The sequence below is a fragment of the Pseudomonas viciae genome (genome assembly GCF_004786035.1).
Lineage (GTDB): Bacteria > Pseudomonadota > Gammaproteobacteria > Pseudomonadales > Pseudomonadaceae > Aquipseudomonas > Aquipseudomonas viciae.
In genome coordinates, this window is record NZ_CP035088.1 from 3150263 (window position 1) to 3162827 (window position 12565).

The 12565-nt window shown below is 63.0% G+C and carries 10 protein-coding genes; 6 read left to right on the forward strand and 4 right to left on the reverse strand.

Features of this window, described 5'->3' with window-relative positions; genetic code table 11:
• Positions 1–359: 359 nt before the first annotated feature.
• The 5 genes from EPZ47_RS14365 to EPZ47_RS14385 all read left to right on the forward strand — a co-directional run bounded on the left by EPZ47_RS14365 (position 360) and on the right by EPZ47_RS14385 (position 6981).
• Complete coding sequence (locus EPZ47_RS14365; protein WP_135845392.1) at positions 360–2882, forward strand: TonB-dependent receptor; 2523 nt, start codon at positions 360–362, stop codon at positions 2880–2882.
• 144 nt (positions 2883–3026) lie between these two features.
• A complete protein-coding gene (locus tag EPZ47_RS14370) occupies positions 3027–4943 on the forward strand; it encodes a phytase (protein ID WP_420825050.1) in 1917 nt (638 codons plus the stop codon).
• Between the two features lie 64 nt (positions 4944–5007).
• Complete coding sequence (gene tolQ / locus EPZ47_RS14375) at positions 5008–5715, forward strand: protein TolQ (RefSeq protein WP_135845394.1); 708 nt, start codon at positions 5008–5010, stop codon at positions 5713–5715.
• A gap of 13 nt (positions 5716–5728) precedes the next feature.
• Positions 5729–6175 carry a protein TolR gene (gene tolR, locus EPZ47_RS14380; RefSeq protein WP_135845395.1) on the forward strand — a complete coding sequence of 149 codons (447 nt, stop codon included), beginning with the start codon at positions 5729–5731 and terminating at the stop codon, positions 6173–6175.
• A complete protein-coding gene (locus tag EPZ47_RS14385; RefSeq protein ID WP_135845396.1) occupies positions 6172–6981 on the forward strand; it encodes an energy transducer TonB in 810 nt (269 codons plus the stop codon). Before tolR ends, EPZ47_RS14385 begins: the two co-directional genes overlap by 4 nt.
• Positions 6982–7096: 115 nt before the next feature.
• On the opposite strand, the gene EPZ47_RS14390 is transcribed toward EPZ47_RS14385, so the two are convergent.
• Genes EPZ47_RS14390 through EPZ47_RS14405 form a run of 4 tightly spaced genes read right to left on the reverse strand, consistent with a single transcriptional unit; the run spans position 7097 to position 11719 of the window.
• The gene (locus EPZ47_RS14390) at positions 7097–7564 is read right to left on the reverse strand and encodes a response regulator (RefSeq protein WP_135845397.1); all 468 of its coding nucleotides are present in this window, start codon (positions 7562–7564) and stop codon (positions 7097–7099) included.
• A complete protein-coding gene (locus EPZ47_RS14395) occupies positions 7561–9873 on the reverse strand; it encodes an ATP-binding protein (RefSeq protein WP_135845398.1) in 2313 nt (770 codons plus the stop codon). The genes EPZ47_RS14390 and EPZ47_RS14395 overlap by 4 nt, the downstream gene beginning before the upstream one ends.
• Positions 9870–10538: a response regulator gene (locus EPZ47_RS14400; protein ID WP_135845399.1), complete on the reverse strand. Its 669-nt coding sequence runs from the start codon at positions 10536–10538 to the stop codon at positions 9870–9872. Before EPZ47_RS14400 ends, EPZ47_RS14395 begins: the two co-directional genes overlap by 4 nt.
• Positions 10535–11719 (reverse strand): sensor histidine kinase, encoded by a 1185-nt coding sequence (locus EPZ47_RS14405; protein WP_135845400.1) that lies wholly within the window; start codon positions 11717–11719, stop codon positions 10535–10537. The genes EPZ47_RS14400 and EPZ47_RS14405 overlap by 4 nt, the downstream gene beginning before the upstream one ends.
• A gap of 161 nt (positions 11720–11880) precedes the next feature.
• Between EPZ47_RS14405 and EPZ47_RS14410 the strand changes: the two genes are divergently transcribed.
• A complete protein-coding gene (locus EPZ47_RS14410; RefSeq protein ID WP_135845401.1) occupies positions 11881–12402 on the forward strand; it encodes an SgcJ/EcaC family oxidoreductase in 522 nt (173 codons plus the stop codon).
• Positions 12403–12565: the final 163 nt, after the last annotated feature.

Genomic DNA, 12565 nt, shown 5'->3' on the forward strand with positions numbered 1-12565 from the left:
ATCGCTTGAACTGGATTCTTCTTGGTCAACACGCATACCGTGGCGAGGGAGCTTGCTCCCGCTGGGGTGCGCAGCGCCCCCAAAACCTGGCGCCACGGTTCCGACAGACAAACCGCATTCTCCGATCCGCGCCTGCTGCGCAGTCGAGCGGGAGCAAGCTCCCTCGCCACGGAAGATGTTCGATCTCTATTTCCGTGGGTCATTTCAGCTCATTTTGATCTGCCAACCCCCTCAAATCAGCGCATTTCACCCCCTCCAGCCAAACCCTGTCACAGAACCGTCATTCGCCACCCCTAGCGTGCCCTCCCAGTTGCCGGGCCATTGCCTGGCGGATGTTCGGATTCCTGGGGAGGACCACCATGCACCACCGCACCAGCACTGCCGGGTTCGTCGGTTTCACGTTCACCGCATTGGCGATGGCCATTGCCAGTGAGCGGCTGAGCGCCGCCGAGCAGGCGAGCACTGAACACGTCGAAGTGGTTGGCCAGGCCGCCAGCATCGACCAGGCCCTCAAGGAACAACGCAGCGCCGACACGATCAAGAGCGTGGTGCATGCCGACGGCGTGGCGCAATTGCCGGACGAAAACGTCGCAGAAGCAGTGCAACGCCTGCCCGGTGTCAGCGTCGAGCGCGATCAGGGTGAAGGCCGTTTTGTCAGCGTGCGCGGCCTGGGGCCGGACCTCAATAGCGTGACCATCAACGGTACCCTGGTGCCGGCCCCGGAAAGTGAACGTCGGGCGGTTGCCCTGGATGTGCTGCCTTCGGAGCTGGTGCAGTCGTTGTCGGTGATCAAGACCCTGACGCCGGACATGGACGCCAACTCCCTGGGCGGCACGGTGGACGTGAAAAGCCTCTCGGCCTTCGACCACAAGGGTCTGTTCTACACCGGCAGCAGTGAAGCCAGCTATGACAAGAACACCGGCCAGACCAGCCCGAAATTCTCCGGCGCCATCAGCGACCGCTTCAGCCTTGGCGACGGTATCGACAATTTCGGCGTGGCCGCGGCGCTGAGCTGGCAGAAGCGCGACTTTGGCTCGGACAACGTTGAAACCGGCGGCGCCTGGAATTTCGAGCAAGGCTCACGCCTCGAAGAGTTCGAACAGCGTGATTACGACATCCGCCGCGAGCGTGCCGGTGGCGGGTTGAACTTCGACTACAAGCCCGATGACTTCAGCAGCTATTACCTGCGCACGCTGTACAGCCGCTACAAGGACAGCGAAACCCGCAACGCCGCCAGCATCGCCTTTGAAGACCCACAAGCGGCGGGTGAGTTGGGGGACGCGGAGGGTGAGCGCAAGCTCAAGCAACGTGAAGAAACCCAGGAAATCCAATCCTACGTACTCGGTGGCGAACGGATGTTCGGGCTCTGGACCCTGAGTGGCCAGGGCGGCTACAGCCAGTCCAGCGAAGACAGCCCCGGCCACATCGCTGGTGCCACTTTCGAAGGCATCGACGGTTTCAACGGCGGTTTCTACGACAACGACAAGCCGCGGCCGATCATTGGCTCGGGGTTCTATGACCCCGCCAACTTCACCCTCGACAAGGTGGATTGGGAGGAGCAGAAGACCACCGACACCGAGAAAAACCTGCGCCTGGACCTGGCCCGAGACTACGACTTGCGCGGCTATGCGTCCCAAGTCAAATTCGGTGGCAAAGTCAGCCGACGTGATAAGGACAATGACCTCAACGCTTGGGTCTACGAAGATTTTGATGACCTGGGTTTCACCGATGACCAGCTCAACCTCGGGCAATTCCAGAAAGGTAACGTTGATTATCGGCTCGGACGCTTCGGCCCGGGCATCAGCGCCGATGCCATCAAACAGTTGCTCGGCGGCCTCAATCGCGATGATTTTTTTGACGAACAGGAGTCCCGGGTCAACGACTTCAAAATGAGCGAGGACATCAACGCCGCGTACCTGATGAACACCGTCGATGTCGACGATTGGCGCTTCATCGCCGGCATGCGCTACGAAGGCACTGAATTCGACGCCAAGGGCACCGGTGCTACTGACGGCGTGTTCACTGACACCGAGACCCGTCGCAAGTACCACCACTGGCTGCCAGGCCTGCATGCACGCTACCAACTGGACAAGAACACCCAGGTCCGAGCGGCCTGGACCAAATCCGTGGTGCGCCCGACCTTCGGCCAACTGGCGCCGGGTTTTGTCATCGACGATGACGAGGCGACCTTCGGCAACCCGGAACTCAAGCCGCTGGAGTCGAGCAACCTGGATTTGGGTATCGAACACTTCATGGGCCATGCCGGCACTGTTTCGGCTTTCGTGTTCTACAAGGACATCAAGAACTTCGTCTACAACACCGACCTGGCGGGCACTGGCGCCTGGACCGACTTTGCCGAAGCCCACAGCTACGCCAACGGCGACAGCGCCAAGCTCTATGGCCTGGAGTTGGCCTACTCGCAAAAATTCGACTGGCTGCCGGCCCCCTGGAACGGCGTGCTGTTGGGGGCCAACACCACCTTCAGCCGTTCGGATGCCGAGATCGAAGGCTTCGACCAGGCCAGTGGCACCCAGCGCAAACGCAGCATCGACCTGCCAAACCAATCGAACACCGTCGGCAACCTGATGCTGGGTTGGGAAAACGACAAGCTGAGCCTGCGCCTGTCGGCCAACTACAAGTCGGCTTACCTCTATGAACTGGCGTCTATCAGCGACCGTGCCCATGACCTGCACGTCGACGCCCAGACCTTCGTCGATTTCAGCGCCCGTTATTCGCTGACGAAAAACCTGCAGGTCAGCCTGGAGGCCCAGAACCTCACTGACGAGTCGTATTTCGTCTACACCGGCCACCGCTCCTACAACGGCCAGTACGAAGAGTATGGCCCGACCTACAAGCTAGGCCTGACCTTTACCCATTTCTAGATTGCGAGGCTGACCACTTCTGGCGAGGAGATTCAACTGTGGGAGCAAGCTTTGCTCCCACGGGGATGAACGCCCTCGCCACGGAAGTGAGCAACAAGCCCGTTTGAGTTTGGCCTAATGACAAGGACTTTTGCGTTGAACACGATGTTGCTTTTACCCAAGCGCTACCTGCTGGCGATGCTGGTCAGCCTGGCGGCGGTCCCCGCCCTGGCGGCTCCCGCGGCTCCCAAGCTAATACTGAAACCCTGGTCTCCATCCCAGGAACTCTCGCTCAACGCCCTGGCATTCCTGCCTGGCCCGTCAACGACCGAGCGGCTGGCCAGCGCCCGCGAGGGCTTGTTGTTGCTCGATGCCCAAGGCCTTGAACTGGCGCGCCTGGAGGGCAGCTATGAAGGTCTCGACAGCCGCTCCCTGGGGCCGAATGTCCTGGTCGCCAGCCTCGATGGCGCACGTCAGCAGGCGTTGCTGGTCAGCCTCGACCCGCAGAAGCGCCAGTGGGGAACCCCTCTGTATCTGCCGACACGGGATTTTCCGGTAAGCGGCCTGTGTCTGTACCGCGATGACGCGAGCAATCTGTTTGTGTTTCTGGTGGGTGAGGAAGGCAAGGGCGAGCAATGGCTGGTCGGCAATGGCGAGCATCTGAGCGGCACCGCGCAACGGGTGCGCGGCCTGCCGTTGCCACCGGACGCCAAGACCTGCCAGGTGCAGGACGACACCCACCAGTTGTTCGTCAACGAAGAGCGGGTGGGCTGGTGGGTCTATCCGGCATCCTCCGAGGCCGAGACCGTGCGGGTGCCCGTGGCGATGCGCATACCGTTCGGCGACATCCGGCAAGCGGCGGGGGCCATGGCCGTGTTGCCGGGTGGCTTGCTGGGGTTGGACCCTGAAGCTGCGCAGTTGCATCTTTATCAGCAGGACAGCGAAGGCTGGGCGTCAAGGGCCAGCCTGCCGCTGCCGGGCCTGAAGGAGCCGGAAAGCATCGCGGTACGCTCGACAAAAACCGGGACCGAAGTGTTGCTGCGCGACGATGACAGTGGGCGCCTGTACCAAGGTGAAGTCGATTGGCAACCCGCTCCGGTGCCGGTGTCGCCGGTCCTGCCCAGTGTTGCCGCTATCGGCCAGAGCGAACCGGTGGCTCGCCAGGGCGACGCGGCGGATGACCCGGCGATCTGGGTCCATCCGACGACGCCGGCGTTGAGCCGGGTACTGGGCACCAACAAGAAACAGGGGCTGCTGAGCTATGACCTGCAAGGCAAGCTGCTGCAGGAGCTTGCGGTGGGGCGCCTGAACAACGTCGATGTGCGCGGTGGCTTCAAGCTGGGTGCGCAAACCGTCGATCTCGCGGTCGCCAGCAACCGCGATCGCAACAGCCTGAGTCTGTTCAGCATTGACCGTACCAGTGGCCAATTGCGCGAGGTCGGCGAGATCCCTACGCCGCTCAAGGAAATCTACGGCATCTGCCTGTTCCAGCCCCACGCAGGTGAACTGTATGCGTTTGCCAACGGCAAGGACGGGCGCTATTTGCAATACCGCCTCAGTGCGCCGGACGGCGTGGTGAAAGGCAAGCTGGTGCGCCAGTTCAGCGTCGATAGCCAGCCCGAAGGCTGTGTCGCCGATGACCGGCGCCAGCGCTTGTTTCTCGGCGAGGAAGACGTCGGCGTCTGGGCGGTGGATGCCCGGGCCGACCAGCCAACGACATTGAGCGGCGTGATCAAGGTTGGCCCGCAGTTGCACGCTGATGTCGAAGGTATCGCCCTGTATCAGGGGGCTGACCACGATTACCTGGTGGTCTCCAGCCAAGGCAACGACAGCTACCTGGTGCTCGATGCCGAACCGCCCTACGCCGTGCGTGGCGCTTTTCGGGTCGGTCTGAACGCTGCTGCGGGCATCGACGGTGCCTCGGAAACCGATGGCCTGGAAGTCACCTCGGTGAACCTTGGCGGGCCTTGGAACCAGGGGATGCTGGTGGTCCAGGACGGGCGCAAGCGGATGCCCGAGCAGGCCCAGAATTTCAAGTTCGTGCCCTGGACCGACGTAGCAAAAGCCTTGGGCCTGCCTTGAGCGACGTTGTCATCAACCGGTCACGAACATTTCATCGAATAGCCGCCAGACAGGAGTTCTACCCATGCAAGCCACTTTGGAACACATGACGATCTGGGGCCTGATCAGTGACGCGAGTCTGCTGGTCAAGGCGGTCATGCTCACGCTGTTGCTGGCCTCACTGCTGAGCTGGTACCTGATCATCCAGCGCGGCGCCGTGCTGCAACGCAACGAGCGGCAGCTCAAGGGGTTCATGCAGCGCTTTCGTAGCGCCCAGGATCTGCTGCCGCTGTACCGGGAAACGGCGCAGGCTCGCGAAGAGGAGGGTGGCATAACACCGATTTTCCAGGCGGGCGTGCTGGCCTTCACTCAGCTCAACCAACCCTCAAGCACACCGGAAGTGGTGCTCGAAGGCGTCGAGCGTTCGCTGCAGGTGGCGATCAGCGAACAAGAAATACAGTTGGAAAAAGGCCTGCAGTTTCTCGCCACCGTCGGCTCGGTCAGCCCGTACATCGGTTTGTTCGGCACTGTCTGGGGCATCATGAATGCTTTTATCGGCCTGTCCCAAGTACAACAGGCCAGCCTTTCCACCGTGGCGCCGGGCATCGCTGAAGCGTTGATCGCCACGGCCATTGGCCTGTTCGCAGCGATTCCCGCGGTGATTGCCTATAACCGTTTCGCTGCCCGCGGCCAGACCTTGCTGACCCGCTACTACGCCTTTGGCAACGAGTTGCAGGCCCGTTTGCACCGCAAGCTGCACGGTGCCTCGGTGAACCTGGCCACGGCCGCTTGAAAGGAGAGGGCAGATGCTAGTCAAACCGCAACGCAAGCACGGACCCAAGGCTGAAATGAACGTGGTGCCTTACATCGACGTGATGCTGGTCCTGCTGGTGATTTTCATGGTCACCGCACCGATGCTGACCCAGGGGGTGAAGATCGAACTGCCCAAGGTCGCCAGCGAGGCATTGGCCAACGACAGTCGCCAGCAGATCCTGACCCTGTCGGTGAAGGCCGAGGGCGGCTATTACTGGAACCTCGGTGGTGAACTGGACACCCAGCACCAGACCGACAGTGCCGTGGACCTGGACCAGATGCGCATCAAGGTGGCTCAGGTCGTCGCCGAACGTAGCGATACCCAGGTGTACATTCGTGCCGACGATCATGCCGACTACGGTCGGGTCGTCGCGGCCATGGCCGCCTTGCAGCAGGGCGGGGTGAGCAACCTGGGGTTGGTGACCGAGGCCCCCCGATGACGGCGATGATCATGCACAGTCCATCCCTGAGCTTGTCTGCCTTGACGCGCAACGGCGTTTGGAAAAACAGCCTTGCGGCCGGGCTCGCCGTGGCCTTGCATGTCGGGGTGGCTGCGCTGCTGGTGTTGGCCTGGAACGTGGAGAAGCCGGCGGCCGAGTTGCCTCGGGTGCTGCACACGCAACTGGTGATGTTGCCGGCGTCACCAGTGCCCGAAGCCCCTGTGCCAGCCCCTGTTGCCCTGCCACCGGTCGTTTCCATCCCGACGCCGGTAGAAACGCCACGCCCCGCGCCAGTCAAGCCTGTAGCGGATCCGCGTGCCCAGGCGCAAAAGCTGGAACAGGCGGTCCTGGCCCGCAAACGGCTGGAGGATCAAAAGCGCGAGCAACAAGCCCAACAGCAACGTGAACGCCAGGAGAGCGAACGACGCGAGCAGCAAGCCGAGCAGCAGGCCGCCGAGCGACAGCAACAGGCTCAGCAGGCCCAAGCGCTCGCACAACAACGTCGCGCCGAACAGGCACGCCTGGCTGCCGCCGACAGTCGCAGCTATCAACCCCTGAGCAAAGAGGCCCCGGACTATCCACAACGAGCTCTGGACAAGGGCCTGGAAGGTGACTGCACCGTGGAGTACAGCGTGACGCCGGACGGAAGGATCGCCAGCCCCAAAGTGCTCGACGGTTGCCATCCGCTGTTCATCCGACCATCCCTGGCCGCAGCACAGACCTTCCGCTACCAACCGCGTATCGTCGAAGGCAAGGCCGTGACCGTGCCGGCGGTGCGCAACACCTTTCACTACCGGATCAAATAAAAAACCGAGCCGATACAGGATCCCCCAGTGGCGAGGGAGCAAGCTCCCTCGCCACGGGTGATATGGCAGGCGAATTGATACAGGCTCAACTTTGTGGCGAGGGTATGGTTCGCTTCTAGACCGGATCGACAGTTGGCCGATGCTGACGCAACAGTTCGATCTGCTGGGAGGGGATCAAGTCGCGCAACGCCTTGTACAGCGCTCGGGTCTCCAGCAGGTTCCAGATGCGCAGCATGGTTTCCAGCGCATCCAGGGGTTTGCTGATGAAGTCCCGGGCGCCGAGGGCCAGGGCGCGCAGGCGGGTGTCACGGGTGGCGTCGGCGGTCAGTACCAGGATCGGCAAGTAGTCGTTGGCCGGGATGCGCCGGTTGAGTTGTTCCAGCACGGCGAAGCCATCGAACGCCGGCATGTGCAAGTCCAGGATGACCAGGTCCGGCTCGAAGCTGTTGAACAAGTCGAGGGTGCGCAGGGGCTCGGTGCTGCTCAGCACATTGTGCAGCCCTTCGCGGGCCAGCAGTTGCTCCATCAGGTCCAGGTTGGGGCGCTGATCGTCGACGATCAGGATGCGTAAATCGCGATTCATGCGGGCTCCGGTAAATAGTGCTCGAGGTGGCCCAAAAAGGCCTGGATATGAATGGGTTTGGTCAGGATCGCCGTGGCGCCGGCGTCGTGCAGGGTGCGGTGAGTCAGGTCGCTGGCGTCGGCGGTGATCATCAGCACCGGCGTCGACGCGGTGGCCGGGGAGTGGCGCAGGCGCCGCAACACCTCCAGGCCATCCAGGTCCGGCAGGGTTACATCCAGCAGGATCAACTGCGGAGCGTGCTGGCGGGCCAGGTCCAGGCCCATCTGGCCCTGCATGCTCGACAACAGCTGAATGCCGGGGCGGCGCTGCATCAGGGTCTCGATCAGCGCCAGGCTCGACAGGTTGTCTTCGATGCACAGGACTTTGCCGTGATACTCGACGGGCGGGCGCGTCACCGTCAGTGCCGCGATGGGTGGCAGATGGGCGCCGGACACCAGGGTGCCAGGCAACTGCAGGGTGAAACAGCAACCTTGTCCCGGCTCGCTGTGTACCTGGAGGCTGCCCTGCATCATTTCCAGCAGACTCTTGCTCAAGGACAGCCCAAGGCCAGTGCCTTCGACCTGGGGATCGGCGTCCAGGCGCTCGAAGGGCTTGAACAGGTGATCCAACTGTTCGAGAGCGATTCCATGGCCGGTATCGCTGACGGCGATGCTCACTTGTCGGGCCTGTATCGTCACTTCAATGCGTACTTCACCACCGGGCCGGTTGTATTTGATGGCGTTGGACAACAGGTTGAGCAAGACCTGCACCAGACGCTGACGATCGGCGAGCACACCGCTGCCATCGGGTAGTGGCGGCAGGTCGGCCAGATGAATCCCGGCATCGGCCGCCATGGGTGACACCAGCGTCAGGGCTTCGTGCAACACCGTCGACAGGGCGATCGGCTCGATGTTCAGCGGCAGGCGCCCGGCCTCGATCCGGGCGATGTCCAACACCTCGTTGATCAATGCCAGGAGGTGCTGGCCGGCACGCAGGATGTGACTGACTTGGGGGCGCTGGCCTGCCGTGGAGTCCATGTCCAGCAGTTGTGCAAAGCCGAGGATGGCGTTCAGCGGCGTGCGCAGTTCGTGACTCATGCGCGAGAGAAACTCACTCTTGGCCCGGCTGGCGCTTTCCGCTTCTTCGCGGGCGGTGCGCAGGGCGATCTCGGCGGCGCGTCGGTCGGTGATGTCGCGGGTGATCTTGGAAAAGCCGCGCAGGGCGCCGGTACTGTCGTATTGGGCGGTGATGACCACGCTGGCCCAGAAACGGCTGCCGTCCTTGCGGCAACGCCAGCCTTCCTCCATGTAATGACCGTCGCGGGTGGCTTCGCGCAGGGCCATGTCCGGGTGCGCCGGGCATTCTTCGACCAGGTAGAACAGGGAAAAATGCCGACCGAGGATTTCCTGCTCGGTGTAGCCCTTGATCCGTTCGGCGCCGGCGTTCCAAGTGGTGACATAGCCTTGGGCATCCAGGGCGAAGATCCCGTAGTCCTTCACCCCGTCAATGATCAGCCGCAAGCGCTCTTCATTATCGCGCAGCGCCCGCTCACGCTCGGCAAGCAGTTGCCCGGCCTCCACCAGGCGAGTGCCCAGTTGGCCGATTTCGTCTTGCTCCGGCGGTTGCGGCAGCAGGGGTTGGCCCAATGCCAGGCGCTGGGCGTTGCCTTGCACCTGCTGGACCCGGGCGACAATGCCCTTGGACAGGAACAGCACTGCGACAATCGCCCCGAACAGCCCGCACACCGCCGCCAACAGGGTGGCGAACAACAACCGCATGCGCGTGGCCGAGGCGGCGGCGCTGCGGTCGGCGAGCAAGGCATCCTCGCGGACCCGCATGGCACTGATCTGCTCGCGCAACACATCCAATACTTGTTTGTTTTCGATCAGGATCGCGGTGATGGCCTCGGTGTCCCCGGCCTTGCCGTTGCGCAACGCGACCAACCCGTCGAGTTTGTCGGCGATCAGCGGGGTGATGGTCTTGAGGTGCTCGCGCATCCTGGCGTCGCGGATGTTCTGGTCCAGTCGTTGCAACGCGGCCTTGATCAGCGGTGTGGCCTGCTCGTAGCTGGGCAGGAAGTCTTCACGGCGGGTCAGCAGGTAACCGCGCACGCTGGCCGCGGCCTCGGCCAGCAGGGTATGCACCGTCTGGATATCACCCTGGACCAGCAGCACCCGCCGCACGTCCTCCTCGGCCCGCGCGGTCTGGCGTTCGGTGATGTAAATCAGTACCAGCGACAGCAACAGGACCACCAGCGGCAGGGAAATCACCACCAGTGCCTTGCCCCGCAATGGCAGGTCGGCCCAGCGGCGGGCGGCGAGAAACCTCATGGCCATTGCCCGGCAGGTTGCGCCACCAGCCCCAGGGCAACGCCGCGCACGGCGGCCTGGGTGCGGTCGGCGGCGCCCAGCTTGCCGATGACTCGTTCCACGTGGGCCTTGGCGGTGCCGGGGGCGATGCCAAGTTTTTCGCCGATTTCACGGTTGCTGAAACCGCCGGCCACCAGCCCCAGCACCTGGCGCTCGCGTGCTGTCAGGGCCTGGACCTGGGTGGCGCCACTGGCACTGCGCTCGGCCATGCGCCGCAGCAGGCGCGCGCTAACGGAACTGTTCAGCGCCTCTTCGCCCTGGGCCACCCGTTTGAGGGCGTCCAGCACTTCATCGCGGCTGGCATCCTTGAGCAGATAACCGACGGCGCCCGCACCGATGGCGGCTTCCAGATGGTCGGGGCTGTCGTCCATGGTGAAGATCACCACTTTAATCGCAGGCTGGCGCTGCTGCAGGATCCGCGCCGCGCCCAGGCCGTTGAGCACCGGCATGCGGATGTCGAGAATCGCGATGTCCGGTTGCAGCCGTTCACACAGGTCCAGGGCTTCCTGGCCATCGCTGGCCTGGCCGACGACTTCGAACCCCGGGTTGCCGGCCAGCATGCTGATAAACCCGGTGCGGGTGACTTCATGGTCATCGGCCAACAGCAGGCGTAAAGGACGGTTCATGGGTGGACTCCGTGGGCCGGTAGCGGCACGCTGGCGAGTAATCGGGTGCCGTTGTCGGGTTGACTGCAGCAGGTCAGGTGGCCGCCCAAGAGATTGGCGCGCTCCTGCATGGCGGCCAACCCCAGGTGGCAGGTGCCGTTGGTCTCGATGGGTTGTTCCAGGGCAAAGCCACGGCCGTTGTCTTCCACTCGCAGGCAAGCGTGGCCGTCCTCCACCGCAAGCCCCAGGCACACGTGGCTGGCCTGGGCATGTTTAAGAATGTTGTTGATACCTTCCTGTGCGATGCGAAACAGGGCGATCTCCGTGTGGCCCGGCAGGCGAGCCGCGCTGTGTTCGGCCCAATGCACCGTCAGGCCCGCGTCACGCAGGCGATCGGCCTCCTTGTCGACGGCTTTGTACAGGCCGAAATCGTCCAGCACGTGGGGGCGCAGGCCGCCGATCAGTTGCCGGCCTTCGCCGACGCAGCCTTGGGCCAGGTCGAGAATCGTGCGCAACTCGTTCGCGAGTTCCGGAGCCAGGGATGGGCAGCGACCAGCGAACCCTTGCAAACGCTGATGCAACCCGGCCAGGTTCTGCGCCAGCCCGTCATGCAGGTCGTAAGCCACGCGCTTGCGTTCGTCCTCCTGGGCGCTGAACAACCGATGGACCAGCTCGGACATGGTGCGCTCACGGGCCTGGAGCGCTTCGAGCAGACGACTGTTCTCCAGGTGCGCCGCCAACAGGGTCGCCAGCAATTGCAGCGACTCGATGTCTTCGTTGTCCGGTGCGCCGAGCGCCACGCTGTTGCCCAGCATCAATGCACCGAACACCGCGCCGTCGGAGGCCCGCAGCGGGACGCGCAGGACCTGGGGCAGGGCGCTGTCGGGATATTCCAGCCATTGCGGGCCGGGCGAGGGCGGCTGGGCCAGGCTGGCGAGCAGATCGAGGCGTTCGCCGCTGCCGTGGCTGGCGACGGTGCGCGGCGGCGTATCTGGCGCCCATTCCAGCAACAGGCCGTGGTCCATGGCCATGAACGCGCAGGCCCGCTGCACGGCGCGTTGACGCATCTGCGCCAATGGCAGTTGAGTCAGCTCATGGCCGGCGCCCAATAACAGGCCAAGGCGCGCGGCACGGCTTTGCGACTGGCGATACTGGCTGCGGATGGCCAGGGCGCTGCCGGGGTCATGAGGTGGGCTTTGCATAGGAAAACTCCAGCGTGAAGGGGCGCGGTGGCGTCATTAAAGCCTGCCATCGACACTGGGCCTATCTGCCGAATGGCATAGACGATACGCACCGGTTGGCCGATGGCGAAGACCGCGAAGGCCGGCAAAGTGGGCTCATTGAAACCCAAAGGAACGCTTTGATGAAAATGAAAACCTGTGCCATCGCTGCCTTTTTCCTGCTGGGCGCGCCGTTGGTTCATGCCGCCGAGGCCACGCCTTACGTGTACCGCACCGTGGCCGAACAGCCCAAGAACGTGAATGACCGTGAGGTCGCTGCGCTGTTCGATCGCTGGAACGCCGCGTTGCAAACCGGCAGCGCCGGCGCGGTGACAAGCCTCTACGCCCCGGACGCAATTTTGCAACCGACTGTTTCCAACAAGGTGCGCAACACGCCAGCGCAGATCCAGGATTACTTCGAGCACTTTTTGGCGGCTAAACCGGTCGGCCAGATCAACTACCGGGAGATCCGTCATCTGGGGCCCGACGCGGCGATGGACAGTGGAGTCTATACCTTCACGCTCACCAATGCCGATGGTTCAAAACGTGATGTCCAGGCGCGCTATACCTTCCTCTATGAGCGTCTCGACGGTCAGTGGAAGATTATCAACCATCACTCATCGGCGATGCCCGAAGTGCCGAAAGCATTGCACGCCAGTCACTGATACCGCGCCTTGTGCCGAGGGTGCTGTCGCTGGGCTGCTTGGCAGCCCAGCGACTTCTCCCAAAGCCATAGGCCTTCAGCGTATTTTCACGGTCCTGCATAAAGAGCTTGGATTAGCCTGCGAACATTAATTAGAATCAGTCTCATTTGAGACATTCTTTGCG